Annotated in this window: 16 protein-coding genes and 1 pseudogene; 14 read left to right on the top strand and 3 right to left on the bottom strand. The window is 64.9% G+C overall.

Going from position 1 to position 20,566, the window contains the following annotated elements; all coding sequences use genetic code 11:
- Nucleotides 1-127 precede the first annotated feature (127 nt).
- The 5 genes from rimP to rbfA are packed head-to-tail and all read left to right on the top strand — an operon-like array spanning nucleotide 128 to nucleotide 6,104.
- Nucleotides 128-748 (top strand): ribosome maturation factor RimP, encoded by a 621-nt coding sequence (rimP, locus tag DY926_RS02905; protein ID WP_116701991.1) that lies wholly within the window; start codon nucleotides 128-130, stop codon nucleotides 746-748.
- Between the two features lie 20 nt (nucleotides 749-768).
- Nucleotides 769-2,307: a transcription termination factor NusA gene (gene nusA, locus DY926_RS02900; protein ID WP_116701999.1), complete on the top strand. Its 1,539-nt coding sequence runs from the start codon at nucleotides 769-771 to the stop codon at nucleotides 2,305-2,307.
- A gap of 34 nt (nucleotides 2,308-2,341) precedes the next feature.
- Entirely contained in the window at nucleotides 2,342-2,974 is a 633-nt protein-coding gene (locus tag DY926_RS02895; RefSeq protein ID WP_241503020.1) for an RNA-binding protein, read from the top strand.
- Entirely contained in the window at nucleotides 2,971-5,667 is a 2,697-nt protein-coding gene (gene infB / locus DY926_RS02890; RefSeq protein ID WP_116701989.1) for a translation initiation factor IF-2, read from the top strand. Before DY926_RS02895 ends, infB begins: the two co-directional genes overlap by 4 nt.
- A 23-nt stretch (nucleotides 5,668-5,690) precedes the next feature.
- Nucleotides 5,691-6,104: a 30S ribosome-binding factor RbfA gene (gene rbfA / locus DY926_RS02885; protein WP_116701988.1), complete on the top strand. Its 414-nt coding sequence runs from the start codon at nucleotides 5,691-5,693 to the stop codon at nucleotides 6,102-6,104.
- A gap of 134 nt (nucleotides 6,105-6,238) precedes the next feature.
- On the opposite strand, the gene DY926_RS02880 is transcribed toward rbfA, so the two are convergent.
- Nucleotides 6,239-7,210, bottom strand: a complete 972-nt coding sequence (locus DY926_RS02880) for an MlaD family protein (RefSeq protein WP_116701998.1) — start codon at nucleotides 7,208-7,210, stop codon at nucleotides 6,239-6,241.
- Nucleotides 7,211-7,463: 253 nt separating this feature from the next.
- On the opposite strand from DY926_RS02880, the gene truB reads away from it, so the two are divergent.
- The 4 genes from truB (at nucleotide 7,464) to DY926_RS02860 (ending at nucleotide 12,616) form a co-directional block, all read left to right on the top strand.
- Entirely contained in the window at nucleotides 7,464-8,384 is a 921-nt protein-coding gene (gene truB / locus DY926_RS02875; RefSeq protein ID WP_116701987.1) for a tRNA pseudouridine(55) synthase TruB, read from the top strand.
- A gap of 25 nt (nucleotides 8,385-8,409) precedes the next feature.
- Nucleotides 8,410-8,679, top strand: a complete 270-nt coding sequence (gene rpsO / locus DY926_RS02870; protein ID WP_116701997.1) for a 30S ribosomal protein S15 — start codon at nucleotides 8,410-8,412, stop codon at nucleotides 8,677-8,679.
- A gap of 300 nt (nucleotides 8,680-8,979) precedes the next feature.
- Nucleotides 8,980-11,118, top strand: coding sequence for a polyribonucleotide nucleotidyltransferase (pnp, locus tag DY926_RS02865; RefSeq protein ID WP_116701986.1), 2,139 nt, complete (start codon nucleotides 8,980-8,982; stop codon nucleotides 11,116-11,118).
- A 79-nt stretch (nucleotides 11,119-11,197) separates the two neighbouring features.
- Entirely contained in the window at nucleotides 11,198-12,616 is a 1,419-nt protein-coding gene (locus tag DY926_RS02860) for an NAD(P)H-dependent flavin oxidoreductase (protein ID WP_116701996.1), read from the top strand.
- Nucleotides 12,617-12,687: 71 nt separating this feature from the next.
- Here DY926_RS02860 and rdgB read toward each other — a convergent pair whose 3' ends face one another.
- Together rdgB and rph are read right to left on the bottom strand one after the other, a co-directional pair.
- Nucleotides 12,688-13,305, bottom strand: a complete 618-nt coding sequence (rdgB, locus tag DY926_RS02855) for an RdgB/HAM1 family non-canonical purine NTP pyrophosphatase (protein ID WP_116701985.1) — start codon at nucleotides 13,303-13,305, stop codon at nucleotides 12,688-12,690.
- Complete coding sequence (gene rph / locus DY926_RS02850) at nucleotides 13,302-14,030, bottom strand: ribonuclease PH (RefSeq protein WP_116701984.1); 729 nt, start codon at nucleotides 14,028-14,030, stop codon at nucleotides 13,302-13,304. Before rph ends, rdgB begins: the two co-directional genes overlap by 4 nt.
- A gap of 145 nt (nucleotides 14,031-14,175) precedes the next feature.
- Here rph and hrcA point away from each other — a divergent pair, with 145 nt between their 5' ends.
- The 5 genes and pseudogenes from hrcA to DY926_RS17790 form a co-directional block, all read left to right on the top strand.
- On the top strand, nucleotides 14,176-15,255 hold the full coding sequence (gene hrcA / locus DY926_RS02845) for a heat-inducible transcriptional repressor HrcA (RefSeq protein ID WP_116701983.1): 1,080 nt from the start codon (nucleotides 14,176-14,178) through the stop codon (nucleotides 15,253-15,255).
- A gap of 134 nt (nucleotides 15,256-15,389) precedes the next feature.
- Nucleotides 15,390-16,277: an aldo/keto reductase gene (locus DY926_RS02840; RefSeq protein WP_116701982.1), complete on the top strand. Its 888-nt coding sequence runs from the start codon at nucleotides 15,390-15,392 to the stop codon at nucleotides 16,275-16,277.
- 110 nt (nucleotides 16,278-16,387) lie between these two features.
- On the top strand, nucleotides 16,388-18,940 hold the full coding sequence (locus DY926_RS02835; RefSeq protein WP_116701981.1) for a penicillin-binding protein 1A: 2,553 nt from the start codon (nucleotides 16,388-16,390) through the stop codon (nucleotides 18,938-18,940).
- A 68-nt stretch (nucleotides 18,941-19,008) separates the two neighbouring features.
- Nucleotides 19,009-20,140, top strand: a protein-coding gene (gene prfB, locus DY926_RS02830; protein WP_116701980.1) for a peptide chain release factor 2 whose coding sequence is annotated in 2 segments (ribosomal slippage) — nucleotides 19,009-19,077 and nucleotides 19,079-20,140 — 1,131 coding nt in all. Because the reading frame shifts where the segments join, the coding sequence is not laid out codon by codon here.
- A 116-nt stretch (nucleotides 20,141-20,256) separates the two neighbouring features.
- Nucleotides 20,257-20,566: pseudogene (locus DY926_RS17790) on the top strand (hypothetical protein); the annotation flags it as partial.

The raw sequence follows: 20,566 nt of genomic DNA, 5'->3' as shown, positions 1-20,566 counted from the left end.
AGGAAATGTAACGTCTCCGCCTGCATTATAGTTCTTGCGGTCAGGGGTGGCGTGACCTATATTCCAGTTAATTCCTTCATCTCTGGTTTTTTCTTTGGGGGGTGGCCGCAGGGCTGCCTTTTTTGCATTGGACGCTGACCTGCCTTTCCTGACGGGCCTCGATGCCCGCATCGCCGCGATGATCGGGCCGGCGCTGACCGATATGGGGTTCGACCTCGTGCGCGTGGCGGTGCTGGGGCGTGAATCGCCCACGGTCCAGATCATGGCGGACCGGGCCGATGGCTCGCTCATCACCATCGAGGACTGTGAACAGATCAGCCATGCGGTGGGCGCGATCCTGGACGTGGACGACCCGCTTCCGGGCGCGTGGACGCTGGAAGTGTCCTCCGCCGGGATCGACCGCCCCCTGACACGGGCCAAGGACTGGGAACGCTTCGCGGGCCACCTTGCCCGTGCCGAGATGAACATGCCGATTGATGGCCGCAAGCGTTTTGCCGGTATCGTGCTGGGCGTGCGTGATGGCCATGGCCTGATGCGGCTGGATGACGGCACCGAGGTCGCGCTGCCTTTCGCGGACATGCGCAAGGCGCGGCTTGTCCTGACGGACGAACTGATCGAGGCGAGTGCGCGGATGATGCAGCCCGCACCCGCCAGTGAGGAAAACGGGCCGGAGGAAGCACATTCCCCGGCTGAAACACAGAAGGCCAGTGGCAGGCCCGGCCGCAGGCCGGCGCGCAAGGCCAACTGAACGATGTTGTGGAGACACTGATGGATACGTCCGTTGCCCGTCCCGAACTGCTGCTGGTGGCCGACGCCGTAGCGCGGGAAAAGTCGATCGACCGCGAGGAAGTGCTGGAAGCGATGGAGCAGGCCATCCAGAAGGCCGGTCGCGCCAAGTACGGCCATGAAAAGGACATCCGCGCGACCATCGACCGCAAGACCGGTGATGTGCGCCTGTCCCGCTGGACCGAAGCGGTCGAGACGGTGGAAAACGAAGAAACGCAGATTCCGCTGTACATCGCCCGCAAGTTCAAGCCGGAAATCCAGCTTGGCGAATACCTGATCGACCCGCTGCCGCCCATCGACTTCGGGCGCATCGCGGCCCAGACGGCCAAGCAGGTGATTGTCCAGCGCGTGCGTGAATACGAGCGCCGCCGCCAGTTCAATGACTTCAAGGACCGCGTGGGCGAGATCGTCAACGGCACCGTCAAGCGCACGGAATACGGCAACCTGCTGGTCGAGATCGGTGATGCCGAGGCCCTGCTGCGCCGTGACGAACTGATCCCGCGCGAGAGCTTCCGCAACTCCGACCGCGTGCGCGCCTATATCTATGACGTGCGTGACGAACCCCGTGGCCCGCAGATTTTCCTCTCGCGCACGCATCCGGCATTCCTTGCCAAGCTGTTCGCGCAGGAAGTGCCCGAAATCTACGATGGCATCATCGAGATCAAGGCCGTGGCCCGTGACCCCGGTTCGCGCGCGAAGATGGCCGTCATCTCGCGTGATGCCTCCATCGACCCCGTCGGGGCGTGCGTGGGCGTACGTGGCCGCCGCGTGCAGGAAGTGGTGAAGGAACTCCAGGGCGAGAAGATCGATATCATCCCGTGGAGCCCGCAGGCCGCGACCTTTGTCGTCAACGCCCTTGCCCCGGCTGAAGTCAGCAAGGTGGTGATGGACGAGGAAGCCGGCCGCGTGGAAGTCGTGGTGCCGGACGACCAGCTCAGCCTCGCCATCGGGCGGCGCGGGCAGAACGTGCGGCTGGCCAGCCAGCTTACGCGGTGGGACATCGACATCCTGACCGAGGCCGAGGAATCGGAGCGCAGGCAGGAAGAATTCCGCCGTCGCAGCAACCTGTTTGTCGAGGCGCTGGACGTTGATGACGTCATCGCCGGGCTGCTGGTGACCGAAGGCTTCCATTCCATCGAGGAACTGGCCTTCGCCGATGCTGACGAACTGGCCAATATCGAAGGCTTTGACGAAGATGTGGCCGGTGAACTGGTCCGTCGCGCCGAAGGCTTCCTTGCCGGTCAGGAAGAGGAACTGGACAACAAGCGGCGTGAGCTTGGAGTCACGGATGACATTGCCGTACTGGGCGTGTTCACAAACCAGATGCTGGTCACGCTGGGTGAGAAGGGCGTAAAGACGCTTGATGACCTGGCCGATCTGGCCGGTGACGAACTGGTCGAGATTCTGGGCAGCGATGCCATAGATGAAGATGCGGCCAACGAAATCATCATGGCGGCTCGCGCACACTGGTTTGATGAAGATGGAAACAGCGCCCCGGAACAGGAGACGTCCGACGTCTGATCAGGATCATTCATACGCGGAAGACGCAGGCGACATGGCACAAGAAGAGCGCGGTCCGCTGCGCCGGTGTGCCGTCACGCGCCTACGCCTGCCCAAGGAGGAAATGATCAGATTCGTCATTTCCCCCGATGGAGTCGTGATCCCTGATCTTTCCGCACGTCTGCCCGGACGGGGAATTTGGTTGAGCGCACGCGCGGATGTGTTAGAAACGGCACGGACACGTGGCGTCTTCGCACGCGCGGCACGGGGAAGGGTTGTTATTCACCCTGACCTGACCCATCTTGTGGAAGACGGGCTGCTGCGGCGCATGATGGATGTCGCGGGGCTGGCACGGCGGGCCGGGCAGATTGTCTGCGGTTTCGCCAAGGTGCGTGAGTGGGTTGTGGGCGGTCGTGCCGGTCTGGTCATACAGGCGGCCGATGGCAGTCCCGACGAGAGGAAGAGAGTTTTGTCCGGTGCACGGGACCTTCCGGTTACGGTTGTTCCTACGGCATCGGGTCTGGGTGCGGCATTTGGCCGCGACCATGTTGTTCATGCAGCCATGCTGCAGGGTGAACTGGCGCGCCGTTTCCGTATCGAGAGTGAACGTTTTGCGGGTTTGTCCGGCAGGACTGGCCCGAATTCGGCGGAGCGGTCCGCCGGACGGTGTGAACAGGCGGGTACATGAGCGAAGGCAACGATCAGGATCAGGGTAAGGGACGCTTGTCCCTGCGGCCGGCGGGCCGGAGGGAAGTCGGACGGACGGTAGATGCCGGTTCCGTGCGGCAGAGCTTCAGCCATGGTCGTTCAAAGGTAGTTCAGGTCGAGGTGCGCAAGAAGCGCGGGGCCGGGGCTGCGGGTAGCGGATCGGGGCCGGCTGGCGGCCGCGCCGGTGGTCGGGGCGGTCGCGCCCTGACGGCGGCCGAACTTGCGACCCGCCAGCGCGTGCTGGATGAACAGCGGCGCGCGGCTATCCAGCGGGAAAAGGAACTGCGCGAGCAGGAGAAGATCACGATCCTCTCCGCCGCGGAGGAAGCCCGCCGGCAGGAAGAAGAAAACGCCCGCCGCGCCGAAGAAGAAGCGCGCGCCCAGGCGGATGCCGCTGCGGCGGAAGAAGCCCGCAAGCGGGACTCCCGTGGTGCAGAGAAGGCAGCCGCCCCCGAGCCGACCGAGCCTGCTGGCCCGATCGTCTCCTCCGTGCCCATTCCCGGTGAGGTCACGCTTGCGCCGCCGATGCAGCGGCTGCGTCCGCTGGCCGAGCGGGCGATCATGCCTGCACAGCCCGTGCGTCCGTCACGCCCGGCGGGTGGTAGTGCCACTCCGGGTCGCAATGGCGGCGCCGCCGCCGGTGCGGGTGAGACCCTGCGCCTGCGTTCGGGCCGCGCGGATGGTGGCGAGGAAGAACGCCGCCCCAGCCGCCGCCCCGGCAGTGCTGCGCCCAGCCGCCGCCCCTCGGGTGGCGCGAAGAAGAACAATGACAGCCGCCGTGCCGGTCGTATCGACGTGCAGGCCGCGATCGAGGGGGATGACGACAAGACCCGTTCGCTCGCCTCGGTGCGCCGCCAGCGTGAGCGTGAACGCCGTCAGGCCGAACTCGAGCGCCTGCGTTCCGATCAGGTCCGCGTGGTGCGTGACGTTGTCCTGCCCGAGACCATCACGGTGCAGGAACTCGCCAACCGTATGGCCGCCCGTCAGGGTGAAGTCATCAAGGCGCTCATGAAAATGGGTGTCATGGCGACCGTCACGCAGTCGCTTGACGCGGATACCGCTGAACTGATCGTGCAGGAATTCGGCCATCGCGTGCGCCGCGTTGCGGATAGCGATGTCGAGATCGGGATCGAGGGCATCGAGGACAGGGAAGAAGATCTCAAGCCCCGTCCGCCGGTCGTGACCGTCATGGGTCATGTCGATCACGGCAAGACCTCGCTGCTGGACGCGCTGCGCACCACCGATGTCGCCACGGGTGAAGCCGGTGGCATTACCCAGCATATCGGTGCATATCAGGTTACCCTGGCATCCGGTGCGAAGATCACCTTCATCGACACCCCGGGCCATGAAGCCTTTACGGCCATGCGGGCACGCGGCGCGTCGGTTACGGATGTGGTCGTGCTGGTGGTGGCGGCGGATGACGGCGTCATGCCGCAGACGATCGAAGCCATCAAGCATGCCAAGGCGGCGGATGCGCCGATCATCGTGGCGATCAACAAGTGCGACAAGCCGGGTGCGAACCCCGACCGCGTGCGCCAGGAACTGCTGAACCACGAGATCGTGGTGGAAAGCATGGGTGGCGACACGCAGGATGTCGAGGTCTCGGCGCTCAAGCGCACCGGGCTGGACAAGCTTGAGGAAGCGATCCTGCTGCAGGCCGAAATCCTTGACCTGAAGGCCAATCCCGACCGGGTGGCTGAAGGTTCGGTGATTGAAAGCCGCCTTGACCGCGGGCGTGGTCCGGTTGCGACCGTGCTGGTCCAGAAGGGCACCCTGCGCCGGACGGACATCGTGGTGGCGGGGGCCGAATGGGGCCGCGTGCGCGCCATGATCGACGACCGCAACCGCCAGTTGTCCGAAGCTGGCCCGTCCATGCCGGTTGAAATCCTGGGTATTACCGGGGTTCCGGGTGCTGGTGAGCCGTTCGTGGTGGTGGAAAACGAGAATCGTGCCCGCGAAATCTCGGAATTCCGTCAGCGCGTGATCAAGGACCGCATGGCTGCGGGCCAGACTGCCGCACGCGGCACGCTGGACCAGATGCTGGCGCGTATCCAGGCTGGTGCGCAGAAGGAAGTTGCCGTCCTGATCAAGGCGGACGTGCAGGGTTCGGCCGAAGCGCTTGAAGCGACGGTGCAGAAACTGGAGCATGAGGAAGTCAAGATCCGCGTGCTCAACGCCACCGTCGGCCAGATCACGGAAAGCGATGTGCAGCTTGCCAAGGCATCGGGCGCGATCATCATCGCGTTCAATGTCCGCGCCACGGCGCAGGCCCGTGAACTGGCGCAGCGTGAAGGCGTGGATATCCGCTACTATTCCATCATCTATCAGGTGGCGGATGACGTGGAGCAGCTCGTACGCGGCAAGATTGCGCCCAAGCATCGCGAGAAGTTCCTTGGCTATGCCGAAATCCGCAAGGTTTTCGAAATTACCAAGGTGGGCAAGGTTGCCGGCTGTTACGTTACCGAAGGCGTGGTCAAGCGCGGCTGTGGCGTGCGTCTGCTGCGTGACAACGTCGTGATCCACGAAGGTGAGCTGAGCCAGCTCAAGCGCTTCAAGGATGACGTCAAGGAAGTGGCACGCGGTTACGAGTGTGGCCTGTCCTTTGCCGGGTATAATGACCTGCGCGAGGGTGACGTGGTCGAATGTTATGAAATGGAACTCGTCCCGGCATGAGCCGTAATTCATCCAGAAAAGGGATGAGCGAGAGCGGGCCGGCAGGGAAACTTGCCGGCCATTCCGCGTCTGGTCCCTCGCAGCGTCAGTTGCGCGTGGCGGAAGAAGTCCGTCGCGTGCTGGCGGAAATATTCGCCCGCACTGAATTCCGTGATCCGGATCTGGCGGATGTGCGCATTACGGTAACTGAAGTGCGTATCTCGCCCGACCTGAAGCATGCCACGGTCTTCGTGGCACGTCTGGGCCGCAGCGATGTGGCGGAACTGCTGCCCGCACTCAAGCGCGTGACGCCCTTCCTGCGCACGCGCCTGTCGCACGCGCTCAGGCTGCGTGGCGTGCCCGACCTGCATTTCCAGCCCGATACGGCGCTGGATTATGCAATGGAGGTCGATAACATGCTGCGCCAGCCCGAAGTCAGGCGCGACCTCGAATCCTGATCGGCCCTGCGCCGCGTACGGGGTTCGTGAAGCCGCCAGCCTGAACTAACCCGGGGCTGACAAATTAAAAAAGCCGGTCTGGCGTTATGCTGGACCGGCTTTTTTGTTGGTGAAGGGGAAGGGGAAGGGGGCGATCAGTTACGCCGCCCCATCAGCAGAAGCTGGGGGTTACGCTCCACATCGGTCGCAAACCCACGCAGGGCGGCGGCGGCGGCGGCAAGGTCACGCAGCGACGAATCGATGTTGGAACGGTCGGCGGAGCTTGGGGCCGTAATGTCGTGCAGTCCGGCCAGAGCCCCCCGGGCTTCGGTGACCGTATCATTGGAATTGACCAGCAGGGTGTGCAGTTCACCCCCGCGCGCATCAAGCTGGGCCGTGCCGGTATCGGCCAGGCGGTTGATGGAGGCCAGCGTGGTATCCATCCGCTTGTCCAGATCCCGGATCGCATCGGTCGCGGTATCCACCGTCACCCGCGTGTGGTCGGACGTGTTGTGCACGCTGTCCAGCAGCGGCGGCAGGTCCTTGTCCAGCCTGTCGGCCAGGGTGCGGATGCTGACCAGCATGCTGTCCGCGTTATTGGCGATGTTCTTGAGCGGGAGGGCCGTCAGCGCATCGGTCAGTTTCTGCATTTCCGATTCCCGTGCCGGGATTTCGGTCAGCGAACTCAGGCCGGGGTGCAGGTGCGCGGGCACGCTGGGGTCAAAGGTCAGGTCGATTTCTTCCTGCCCCGTGACGAAGCTCTGCATATGCAGTTCCGCGCGCAGGCCGTTTTCAACCAGCTTTGGCAGTTCGCTGGCGTTCAGGTCCTTGGCATGATCGCCCGCCATATGCGCGCGGTTGGCCTCAAGCTGCAGCGTGACCGGAATATAGGCCTGGTGGGTGGTGGGGTCGAACTGGACGGCAATATGGTCCACATGCCCGACCTGCACACCATCAAATGTTACAGGTGCCCCCACACCCAGCCCGTTGACCGGGCCATCGAACACGACCACGGCCTGCGTGGTGGGGGAGAAGGGATGAAATTTCCCAAACAGCGCAATGGCCGTCACACCAAGGAGGGCTCCACCCAACACAAATGCACCGACCGTGGTCTGCCGTTCAGCCATGGTGTTCAGCTCTCCCTGGACGCAGAATAAAAACATTTAAGGAACACGGTATCCATGCGCCTGTTTGTTGCAAGATGGCACCTCCCATCCCGCTGGCAAAGCGGGGTAGGGTGATGGCAGGCATGTGTCCCTCTCGCCTTTCTAGCATGCGCGGGCCTGTCGGCCAGCCCCCCTGCGGGAATGGGGCATTGCCGTGCCTGCGTGCCTCGTCTAAACGCACGGCATTCCCCCAATTGGTGCAAGGTGCCCAGTAATGCGACGCAAACGTGGACGCCCGCTTGACGGCTGGATCGTGATCGACAAGCCCCTGGGCATGACTTCCACCCAGGTTGTGGGGCGTGTGCGCTACCTGTTCGATGCGGCCAAGGCTGGCCATGGCGGCACGCTCGACCCGCTGGCCACCGGCCTGCTGCCCGTGGCGCTGGGCAAGGCGACCAAGACCGTGCCCTACATCATGGATGGCATGAAGCGCTATCACTTCACCCTGCGCATTGGCGAGGCGCGCGATAGTGATGATGCCGAGGGCGCCGTGACCGCGCGTTCCGATGTCCGGCCCGACAATGCGGCGTTCGAGGCGGCGCTGGCGGCGTTCCGGGGGGACATCATGCAGGTGCCGCCGGTGTTTTCCGCCCTGAAGGTGGGGGGAAAACGCTCCTATGACATGGCGCGCGCGGGCAATGCGCCCGACCTGCCGCCGCGGCCTGCGCGGATTGACCGTTTCGAACTGATCGCGCGCCCCGATGCCGATACGGCGGTGTTCGAGGTGGAGTCCGGCAAGGGAGTGTACATGCGCGCGCTGGCGCGTGATATTGCGCTGGCCTGTGGCACGGTGGGTCATGTCGCGGCGCTGCGGCGGCTCAGGGTCGGGCCTTTTGATGAATCCGATGCGATTGTGCTGGACAAAATTGTCACAAGCGCCGACAACGCGCCTGCTCCACCGGATCTGCTTCTTCCGGTCGCGACCGCGCTGGCCGACATCCCGGCGCTGGCCCTGACACGTGAGGAAGCGGATGCCCTGTCATATGGTCAGGCCATAGACCTGAACCAGCTGGCGGACCGGATGCCGGAACACACCGACCCCCGCAGCGGGGTCGTGCGTGCAATGGACGGGGCGCGTGTGGTCGGGCTGTGCCGTCCCGTGGATGGCTGGCTGCGATCGGTACGCATGCTGTGAACCGAGTCTTTGAATGGAGAAAATGATGTCGATTACTGCTGAACGCCGCACGGCGCTGATTGGCGAATACCAGAACGCTGCCCAGGACACGGGCTCACCGGAAGTGCAGGTCGCCCTGCTGACCGAGCGGATCGTGAACCTGACCGACCACCTCAAGACCCACGCGAAGGATTTCCATTCCCGCCGTGGCCTGCTGATGCTGGTCGGCCGCCGTCGCCGCCTGCTGGATTATGTCAAGCGCAAGGATCAGGCCCGCTACGAAACACTGATCAAGCGCCTCGGCCTGCGTCGCTGATTTGCGACCCTGCGGGAACGCGGTCATAATGCGTTCCCGCACGGCCCGTCCGGGTGCCGGGCATGCGCGTGCATGCCCGCATCTGGCGCGGTCGGATATTTTCCGGCGTCCATAACGGGCGCCATCAACCCGCTGCCGACGCCACGGCGGAGATGTCCGGACCGGATCGCAGCGTTTCAGGCCACATGGTGTATTGGCGGCAGAGCCGTCATCACTCCATGCCGTCCGAGGCGCTGCCATCATATGTTCCCACGTCCGGCCCGCCAGCATTGCGGCAGTCAACGGACAGGGTTTGTCTGGATGTTCAATTATTTTCGCAAGGAAATCGAGTGGGGCGGTCGTCCGCTGGTACTGGAAACGGGCAAGATCGCCCGCCAGGCCGATGGCGCGGTCGTCGTAACCTATGGTGACACGGTGGTGCTCTGCACGGCCGTTGGCGCCAAGAGCGTGAAGCCGGGGCAGGATTTCTTCCCGCTTACGGTCAACTATCAGGAAAAGGCTTACGCCGCGGGCAAGATCCCCGGTGGCTTCTTCAAGCGTGAAGGCCGCCCGAGCGAGGCCGAAGTCCTGAACTCCCGCCTGATCGACCGCCCGATCCGGCCGCTGTTCCCCGAAAACTTCCGCAACGAAGTGCAGGTCGTGGCCACCGTTCTGAGCCATGACATGGAAAATGACCCGGCGGTCGTGGCGCTGATCGGCTGCTCGGCCGCGCTGACGCTGTCGGGCATCCCGTTCTTCGGCCCCGTCGCCGCCGCCCGCGTGGGCTACAGCGATGGTGAGTACATCCTGAACCCGACCATCGCGCAGGTGCGTGACAGCGAGCTGGATCTGGTCGTGGCCGGAACGGCGGAAGGCGTGCTGATGGTCGAGTCCGAGGCAGGTGAACTGTCCGAGGACGTGATGCTGGGCGCCGTGACCTTTGGCCATGAAGCCTTCCAGCCGGTGATCGACGCGATCATCGACCTGGCCGAGCTGGCAGCCAAGGCCCCGTGGGACCTGGCCGAGCCGACGGCCGAGGAAATCAAGCTGCGCAAGAAGGTGGACAAGGTCGGTCGCGCCCTGATTGCCGAAGCGTACAAGGAACGCGCCAAGCAGGTGCGTTACAAGAAGGTCGCCGCCGCGCGTGAGGCGATTCTCGCCAAGATCGGCGAGGCCGATGCCGACGCCGCCAAGCCGATGATCAAGGATCTGGAAGCCGACGTGGTCCGCACCGAGGTGCTGGATACCGGCTACCGCATCGACGGGCGCGATCTGGAAACGATTCGCCCCATCGTGTCCGAAGTCGGCATCCTGCCGCGCGCGCATGGTTCGGCCCTGTTCACCCGTGGCGAGACGCAGGCGCTGGTCGTCGCGACCCTCGGCACCGCGCAGGACGAGCAGATCGTGGATGCGCTGGAAGGTGAATACCGCACCAATTTCATGCTGCACTACAACTTCCCGCCCTTCTCGGTCGGGGAATGCGGGCGCATGGGCTCGCCGGGCCGGCGTGAAATCGGCCATGGCAAGCTGGCATGGCGCGCCATCCACCCGCTGCTGCCGGGCAAGGACACCTTCCCGTACACCATGCGTGTCGTCTCCGAGATCACGGAGAGCAACGGCTCTTCCTCCATGGCCACGGTCTGCGGCACCTCGCTTGCGCTGATGGACGCGGGTGTTCCGCTCAAGCGTCCCGTCGCCGGTATCGCCATGGGCCTGATCAAGGAAGATGACGATTTCGCCGTGCTGTCCGACATCCTTGGTGATGAGGATCACCTTGGCGACATGGACTTCAAGGTGGCTGGCACCGAGAAGGGCGTGACCGCGCTGCAGATGGACATCAAGATCACGTCCATCACGCCGGAAATCATGAAGATCGCGCTGGGCCAGGCGCGCCAGGGCCGCATGCACATCCTGGGCGAGATGGCCAAGGCGCTGACCGAAGGCCGTTCGGATGTCTCCTCCTCCGCGCCGAAGATCACCACGATCTCCGTGCCGAAGGAAAAGATCCGCGATGTGATCGGTCAGGGCGGTAAAGTCATCCGTGAGATCGTTGAATATTCCGGTGCGAAGATCGACATCAACGATGACGGCACGATCATGATCGCCGCGACATCCGATGATCAGGCCACGAAGGCCATCGAGCGGATCCGTGGCATCGTGGCCGAACCCGAAGTGGGCCATATCTATAACGGCAAGGTGGTGAAGACCGCCGACTTCGGGGCGTTCGTGAACTTCCTTGGCCCGCGTGACGGGCTGGTTCACATCTCCGAACTGGCGCAGGGCCGCGTCTCCAAGACGACCGATGTCGTCAAGCAGGGCGACGAGGTGAAGGTGAAGGTCCTGGGCTTTGACGATCGCGGCAAGGTCAAGCTGTCCATGCGCGTGGTCGATCAGGAAACCGGCGCCGACATTACCGAGACGGTAGGCGCCAAGCCCGGTCGTGCGCCAGCCGCGCGCTGATACGCGATAGGACGCACCGTAACGCGGGGGAACCACACGTTCCCCCGCGCACGGGCAGATACATGACGATGGAATGGTGATGAAGCCGATCAATGCGATCCGAATGGGCGGGACGGATATTCTGCCCCTGGTCGAAGGGGGGAAGGGCGTCTCGATCTCAACCGGCGTCTCCGCCGGGCACTGGGCCGCGGCCGGGGGAGCGGGCACGGTTTCGATCGTGAATGCCGATTCCTATGATGAGAACGGCAATGTCGTTCCGCAGGAATATCACGGCAGGACCCGGCGTGAACGGCACGAGGAACTGGTCGATTACGCCATTCGCGGTGGTATCGCGCAGGCGCGCATCGCCCATGAGATCGCAGGCGGGCGGGGACGTATCCACGCCAACATCCTGTGGGAGATGGGTGGCGCGGAACGTGTCATCAACGGTGTGCTCGAAGGCGCGCCGGGGCTGATCCAGGGCCTGACCTGCGGCGCGGGCATGCCGTACCGCCTGTCGGAAATCGCGGCGCGGTTCGGCATCCATTACTATCCCATCGTGTCCTCCGCGCGGGCGTTCAACGCGCTGTGGCGGCGGGCCTACCACAAGGCGGCGGACCTGCTGGGCGCGGTGGTGTATGAAGACCCCTGGCGCGCGGGTGGCCATAACGGCCTGTCCAACACCGAAAACCCCCTTGCACCTGAGGACCCGTTCCCCCGCGTGCTGGCGCTGCGCAAGCAGATGCGGGCCTTCGGACTGGACGAGACGCCCATCATCATGGCGGGTGGCGTCTGGTGGCTGGAAGAATGGCAGGACTGGATCGACAACCCCGAACTCGGGCCGATCGCCTTCCAGTTCGGTACACGCCCGCTGCTGACGCGTGAAAGCCCCATTCCCGATTCGTGGAAGCGCCGCCTGCTGACGCTGAAGAAGGGGGATGTGTTCCTGAACCGCTTCTCGCCCACGGGTTTCTATTCTTCCGCCGTGAACAATGCGTTCCTTGGTGAACTGCGTGCCCGTTCCGAGCGGCAGATTCCCTTCTCGCCCGAGGAACTGGGCGCCCATACCATGGCGCTGGCCATCGGCGCGCGGGGGCGGCTGGTCTATGTCACCCCGACCGACGGGCAGCGCGCGCGGCTATGGATGGAGGAAGGCTATACCGAGGCCATGCGCACGCCGGACAATACGCTGGTGTTCGTGACCCCGGAAAAGGCACGCGAGATCCTGGCCGATCAGGGGGCCTGCATGGGCTGCCTGTCGGAATGCCGCTTTTCCAACTGGTCCCAGCGCGGTCCGTCCTACACCAACGGGCACAAGGCGGACCCGCGTTCCTACTGCATCCAGAAAACCCTGCAGACGGTGGCGCACGCGCACGGGCCGGATCAGGATGACGTGATGGACCACAACCTCATGTTCGGCGGCACCAACGCCTGGCGTTTCGCGACCGATCCACTTTACGCCAATGGTTACGTGCCGACCGTAGCCGAACTGATCGAACGGATCATGACCGGGCGCTGAACCGGGCATGACGACAGGAAAAAGGCTGGCTCCCGCAAGGAAGCCAGCCTTTTTTTATCATGCGCGGGCGGTCAGTTGGCTGCGGGCAGGCAGCGTTCGCGAAATAGCGCAAAGGCCAGCGCGCGGTGGCTTATGGTATTCTTCTCGGCCTCGCTCATCTCGGCAAAGCTGCGCTCGCCGCTGCCGGGGGCGAAGATCGGGTCATAGCCATGGCCGTTCTCGCCACGCGGCGGCCAAGTGACATGCCCGTCAATCCGGCCCTCGAAGCTTTCGGTGCGGCCATCGGGCCATGCCAGGCACAGGACGGAAATGAACCACGCACTTCGGTCCGGACTGTCGCCCATGCGGTCGTGGATGCGGCGCATGGCGTCGGGATAATCCTTTTCCGGCCCTGCCCAGCGGGCCGAGAAAATGCCCGGAGCGCCCCCCAGTGCCGCGACACAGAAGCCGGAATCATCAGCCAGTGCGGGCAGGTTGGCCGCCCGGGCCGCCGCCAGCGCCTTGAGCGCGGCATTGCCGGCAAAGCTGTCCGCCGTTTCCTCCGGCTCGGGCAGGGACAGTTCACCCGCCGATACGACACGGATGCCATACCCGGCCAGAAGGGATGCGAATTCGGCAATCTTGCCCCGGTTATGGGTGGCGAGAACCAGCGTATCGCCACGGCTCAGGCGGTTGGGGGAGGTATTCATGCTGCGAGTGCCTGCGTGATGGTGGTGGACTGGATGCGGAACAGTTCCGCCGTGCCGGTGCGCGCTAGGCGCATCAGCGCGTTGAACTGGGCCTCGGTAAACGGGTCCTTTTCCGCCGTGCCCTGAATCTCGACAATGCCGCCATCAGCGGTCAGGACAAAATTGGCGTCCGCGCCGGCCGTGCTGTCCTCGGCGTAATCAAGGTCGAGGACAGCACCCGCTTCCGTCAGCCCGCAGGAGACGGCGGCAACCTGCCCCCGCAGCGGGAGCGCGGCCAGCGTGCCGTCACGCACCAGCTTTTCCAGCGCCAGGCGCAGCGCCACCCATGCGCCGGTAATGGCGGCGCAGCGTGTGCCGCCATCGGCGTTGAGCACGTCGCAATCCACCGTGATCGAGATTTCCCCCATCGCCTTCAGGTCCGTCACCGCGCGCAGGGAACGGGCGATCAGGCGCTGGATTTCCTGTGTGCGGCCACCCTGCTTGCCTTTTGCCGCCTCGCGCGGGCCACGGGTATGGGTCGCGCGGGGCAGCATGCCGTATTCCGCCGTGACCCAGCCCTGTCCCTTGCCACGCAGGAAGGGCGGCACGCGCTTTTCAATGCTGGCGGCGCACAGCACTTCGGTCCCCCCCATGCGGATCAGGGCAGAACCTTCCGCATGGCGGGCGAAGCCGGTCTGGATGGAGACGGGACGCAGGGCGTCAATGGCACGACCCGATGGGCGCATGGGGGTTAACTCCGCATTGTGAAGGGGCGGCATAACCCGCAACCCCGTCCTATTTCCAGTCCCGCGTGGGCAGGCGGGGCAATGGTCTGCTATAATAGCGTGTCTGCGGGGGCTCCCGCAGGGGAGATGACTGTGTACAGGAGGCATGGCGATGGAAACCCGATCCCCGGCATCACGGCCCGCCCTGTTATCGGGGCTGGACGCCCGATCCGCCGCGATCCTGCACGAGATCGTGGAGCAGTATGTCGAAACGGGTGAGCCGATGGGCTCACGCACGCTGTCGCAGCGCCTGCCGCTGTCGCTTTCGCCCGCGACGATTCGCAATGTCATGGCCGACCTGACCGATGCGGGGCTGCTGTTCTCCCCCCACACATCCGCCGGCCGCCTGCCCACGGAAAAGGGGGTTCGGCTGTTTGTTGACGGCCTGCTCCAGTTCGGCAGCCTGAGCGAGGAGGAGCGCGAGAGCATCTCGGGCACGCTGGATGTGAAGGGCCGGTCGCTGGAGGACATGCTGGCGCAGGCGTCGTCCATGCTGTCGGGCCTGTCCTCGGCCGCAGGGCTGGTCATGGCCCCCAAGAGCGACAGTTCCACCATCAAGCATATCGAATTCGTGGCGCTGGGGCCGGGCCGCGCGCTGGTGATTCTGGTCAGCGCGGACGGGCAGGTGGAAAACCGCGTGATCGAGACACCCGTGGGCCTGCCGCCTTCCGCGCTGGTGGAGGCGGGCAACTACCTCAACGCCCACCTGTCCGGCCAGACCCTCGACCGCCTGCGCGAGACGGTCAGCAACGACATGACCGCCAACCGCAACGAACTCGACCACCTGACGGCGGAGGTGGTGGCCAGTGGCCTCGCCACATGGAGCGGGGCGGACGAGCGCGGCGGCACGCTGTTCATTCGCGGGCAGGGCCGCCTTCTGGCCGATGTGACCGAGATCGAGCGCCTGACCACGATCCAGATGCTGTTCGAGCGCCTGGAAACGCAGGAAACCATGCTGCGCCTGCTTGACCTGGCCCGGGAGTCCGAGGGGGTGCGTATCTTCATCGGCGCCGAAAGCGGGCTGTTCGGCATGGCGGGCATGTCGGTGGTGGTGGCGCCCGCGCGCACGGACAGCAACCGGATCGTGGGTGCGATCGGGGTGATCGGGCCGACCCGCATCAACTATGCCCGCATTATTCCCGTCGTGGATTACACCGCCCGGGTGATTGGGCGCATGCTGGGCTGAGATGCGCGGCGGGCATGCAACCGCCTCGCGCCGCATGTCATTATGTTGCGTGTATGGCGGGTGCGGGCATGGGGCGGCGGTATGGCTGCGGCTGGCCCGGCGCGCGTCCTGCCTGAAGCTGGAAGGAAAATGACATGCCCATACCCGATGCAAGGCGGTCCGGTTCATTCATGATCGGCGGTGACCTTGAGGTCACGCGGCTGGGGTTCGGGGCCATGCGGATTACCGGGCCCGGCATATGGGGCGAACCCGCCGACCGTGCCGCCGCGCTGGCCACGCTGCGCCGCCTGCCCGAACTGGGGATCAATCTGGTCGATACGGCGGATGCCTATGGCCCCTTTGTCAGTGAAGACCTGATCCGCGAGGCGCTGCATCCCTATACCGACACCGTCATTGCCACCAAGGGCGGCCATACCCGGCACGGGCCGAATATCTGGAAGCCGGTGGGCAACCCGGATTACCTGCGCCAGTGCGTGCTGATGAGCATGCGCAGGCTGGGGGTGGAGCGGATCGATTTGTGGCAGTTGCACCGCGTGGGGGCCGACTGCACGCCCGAACAGCAGTTCGAGGCCATCGCCACCATGCGCGCACAGGGGCTGATCCGCCATGTCGGGCTGTCGGAAGTGACGGTGCCGATGATTGAACGCGCGCGGCTTTATTTTCCCGTCGCCACGGTCCAGAACCGCTTCAACCTCGTCAACCGGTATTCGGAGGATGTGCTCGATTACTGCACGCAGGAGAATATCGGCTTCATCCCGTGGGCGCCGCTTGCGGCGGGCAGCCTGACGAAGGGCGATACGATCCTGACCCGCCTTGCGCAGGAAAAGGGCGTCCAGCCCGGCCAGATCGCCCTTGCGTGGCTGCTGCGCCGCGCGCCGGTCATGCTGCCCATTCCCGGCACCAGCAGCCCCGAGCATGTGGCCGATAACGCCGCCGCCGCCCAGATCGAGCTGAGTGATGAGGAATTCCGCCAGCTTGATAACGATGGCCGTGCCGAATGGGCCAGCCGCAATAACGGCTGAACACGCCATGTGCCCGGCCGGGAGGATCGGGGGCGACGGCGGCGGCGGACAGTGCTAGACAGGGGTGCTTCGACACATAACGGCCCCTTTCTTTCCCTATTGGATACCGGATGACGCTTGCTGACGGATCAGGCCGCGACGGCCGGATTGATGGACCCTCCCGGCCGGGCGCGGATGGCCCGCGTCGTCCCCGTTACCGGATGGTGCGCTGGCTGGCCGGTACCACGCTGGCCGTGGTGGTGCTGGCCGGTAGCGTGGGGGGGCTTGTGGCATGGCGTGAATATGAACGCCTGAGCGAGGGCCTGCCCACCGTTGACGGCCTGCGCACCTACCAGCCGCCGGTCATGAGCCGCCTGTATTCCGGCGAGGACGAGGTCATGGCCGAACTGGCGGCCGAGCGCCGCATATTCGTGCCCTACAGCGCCATTCCCGTGCGCGTGCGCAGCGCCTTCCTTGCTGCCGAGGACCAGAAATTCTTCACCCATGGTGGCGTGGACCCGCTGGCGATCCTGCGCGCGGGCGTGACCGACATGATGATGCACGGCACCAAGCACCGCCCCATCGGCGCATCCACCATCACGCAGCAGGTCGCGCGCATCATGCTGCTGGGGTCGAATGCGGTGTCGATGGACCGCAAGATCAAGGAAGCCCTGCTCGCCATGCGGCTGGAGCAGACGCTGAGCAAGGAACAGATACTCGAAATCTACCTCAACGAAATCTATCTGGGCGAGGGGGCTTACGGCATCGGCGCCGCCGCGCAGACCTATTTCAACAAGCCGCTCGACCAGCTTGACAATGCCGAGGCCGCCTTTCTGGGCGCACTGCCCAAATCCCCCACCAACTACAACCCGCACCGCTTCGTGCAGGCGGCGACCAACCGGCGCAACTGGGTGCTGGACCGCATGGCCGACCTGCATGACATCACGCCTGAAGAAGCGCGCGCCGCACAGCAGGAGCCGCTGGTCCCGGCCAATTTCACCCGTCCCGGCCCGGTGCCCGGTTCCGAATGGTTTGCCGAGGAGGTACGCCGCGAGCTGATCGAACGCTACGGCATCGGCACCACGATGGAGGGCGGGCTTTCGGTCCATACATCGCTTGATTCCCACCTCCAGCAGGCCGCGACCTCGGCCCTGCGGGAGGGGCTGATGCGGTACGACCGCGCGCATGGCGGCTGGCGCGGCGCGTTCATGCATATTGATGCGGGCGGCGACTGGGCGGGCGCGCTGGCGCATGTGACGGCGCCCCCCGCCATGCTGGAACAGTGGCGTGTGGCGGTCGTGCTGTCCGCCGCCACCGGCCGCGTGGGCTGGCTGGAAGGGCGCGACCCCGCCGTGCCCCATACGGGCGACCTGCCCGCGCGTGAACGCGCATGGATGCATACCGGCAAGGGCATCCAGACCGGCGATGTCATCATGATCGAACCACAGGCCGAGGGCAGCGTGGTCGTGCGGCAGGTGCCGCAGGTGGAGGGCGCGCTGGCCAGTGTCGATGTCCATACCGGGCGCGTCGTGGCGATGGTGGGGGGCTGGTCGTTCCGGGCCTCGCAGTTCAACCGTGCGACACAGGCGGCGCGCCAGCCGGGTTCGTCGTTCAAGCCGTTCGTCTATCTGGCGGCGATGGAGAACGGGATTTCCCCATCGCAGAAATTCGATGACTCACCCGTCAGCTACGGAGAATGGCATCCCAATAACTATGAAAAGGATTTCTGGGGGCCGACCACGCTGCATGATGCGCTGCGTGAATCGCGCAACCTGGTCACGATCCGCCTTGCCGCCCAGATCGGCATGAAGCCGGTGGCGGAACTGGCGCAGAACCTCGGCCTTGTCCACTCCATGCCACTGGTGCTGCCTGCCGCCCTTGGCGCGGTGGAAACCACCGTGATGCGTGAGGCCGCCGCCTACGCCACCATCGCCAATGGCGGCAGGCTGGTGACGCCCACCCTGATTGACGACATCAAGGACCGCAATGGCAACGTGATGTGGCGGCCGGAGGGGCTGTCATGGCAGCCCGATGGCGCGCCCGCCACCGGCCCGCAGATGGCCGATACCCGCCCGCAGGTCGTCTCGCCCGCCAGCGCCAGCCAGATCGTGGCCATGATGCAGGACGTGGTGCGCCGGGGCACCGGCGTGCATGCGGGGGCAGGCATCGACCGCCCCATCGCGGGCAAGACCGGCACCAGCCAGGACTTCAATGATGCCTGGTTCGCCGGTTTCTCCCCCGATCTGGTCACGGTGGTATGGATCGGGTACGATACCCCGCAGTCGCTGGGCAAGAACGAGACGGGTGGCGTCATTGCCGGCCCGATCTGGAACCAGGTGATGAAGGTGGCGCTGGCCAGCCGCCCGCGCCTTGACTTCCGCGTGCCCGATGGCGTGCAGCTTGCCCGTTACGATACAGGCATGGGCATGGCGATCGACGCCTTCAAGCCCGGTCAGGTGCCGGGGGTGAGTGTTGATCTGGGTGCCGGGTCGGGCACGGCGCTGACTGCCGCGGATACGGGGGCCGAGAACATGCCCGATTCCGAAAATGACATGGCGGCCAGCCCCGGCAACCCCGCCGCGCCGGTGGGGGGCACGACATCCGCCGGGCAACCCGTGGCCCCGACGGGACCGGTAGTGGCCCCCGTGTCCGGGGGTGACATTGGCATGGGCGGCCTGTATTGACGCCCATCATCGGGCATGACGGCGTGCGTGCCCGCATAGTTCATACGTGTTGACCAAGGAGCAAGCCCATGTCTGCCGAGACAGAGGCCCTGAATGAACAGATCAAGCAGTCGGTGGCGCTGCTGAGGAGGCATCTTTGACTGGGATGTCGCAATCGACCGCCTCGCGGAACTGAACAACCGGGCCGAAGACCCGGAACTGTGGAATGACTCGGATGCCGCGCAGAAACTCATGCGCGAGCGGACGATGCTGGCCAACCAGATCGAGGGCGTGCAGCGGCTTGAGGCCGATGTGAATGACACGCTCGAACTGGTTGAACTGGCCGAGATGGAAGGTGACGAGGCCGTTGTGGCCGAGGCCGTGGGCGCCCTGCGCGCCCTGGCGGAGGAAGCCAAGCGCCGCGAGACGGAAAGCCTGCTTTCGGGCGAGGCGGACAGCAATGACTGCTATCTGGAAGTCAACGCCGGCGCAGGCGGGACGGAGGCGCAGGACTGGGCGGAAATGCTGCTGCGCATGTACACCCGCTGGGCCGAGCAGCATGGCTACAAGGTCACGATGATGGAAAGCTCGGAGGGGGAACAGGCTGGCATCAAGTCCGCCACCATCCAGGTTTCCGGCCCCAACGCCTATGGCTGGCTCAAGACCGAGGCGGGCGTGCACCGGCTTGTCCGTATCTCGCCGTTTGACGCGGCGGCGCGGCGGCAGACCTCCTTTGCTTCCGTGTGGGTTTATCCGGTGGTCGATGATTCGATCGAGATCGAGATCAACGAAGCTGACCTGCGGGTGGATACCTTCCGCGCATCGGGTGCTGGCGGCCAGCACGTCAACAAGACGGAATCGGCCATCCGCATCACCCATATCCCCACCGGGATCGTGGTGGCGTGCCAGACCGACCGCTCACAGCACCGCAACCGCGCCACCGCCATGACCATGCTCAAGGCGCGCATGTACGAGCAGGAACTGCAACGGCGCGAAGCCGCCGCCGCCCAGACCGAGGCAAGCAAGACCGATATCGGCTGGGGCCACCAGATCCGCTCCTACGTCCTGGCGCCCTACCAGTTGGTCAAGGACCTGCGCACCAACGTCGAGAAAACCAACCCGGACGCCATTCTGGACGGGGATCTGGATGACTTCATGGCCGCTGCCCTGGCCGCGCGCGTGGGGGCCACCCGTTCGGAGGCCAGCGCGCAGGCCCAGTAACAGCCGGCCCGCCTTTTCCCGTTCATGCCCGCGGCCCCAGGCCGCGGGTTTTTTTTATGTTCCGGGGCGGAGCATTGTTACGCAATAATAAATTTGTTTCGTAACGGCGGCATAACGTGCTTGACACACGCGGCCCGACCACGCCCAATTCAGCATCTGGCAATCAATGGCGGGCAGGCCACGCGCGGGGTGTTGCGTGGCGGCGTGGGGACGGGGGCTGCATGTGGTCTGACGAGGTCATGGGAATGGATTACGCAGCGCGGCAGCGGCGACGCACGCCGTATGTGCGTATCATTGGCGTGATCGTACTCGTTCATGTCGTGGCCCTGTCGGTGCTGGCCTACGGGCTGCGGCCCAAGGCCACGCCCATGTTCCCCACCCCCTATCGCCCGCTCCCGCCCCTGAGTGTCCGGATCATTCCTGAAC

This window comes from Komagataeibacter melaceti (assembly GCF_003403295.1).
Lineage (GTDB): Bacteria > Pseudomonadota > Alphaproteobacteria > Acetobacterales > Acetobacteraceae > Komagataeibacter > Komagataeibacter melaceti.
This window is presented reverse-complemented; position numbering and strand designations above follow the sequence as displayed.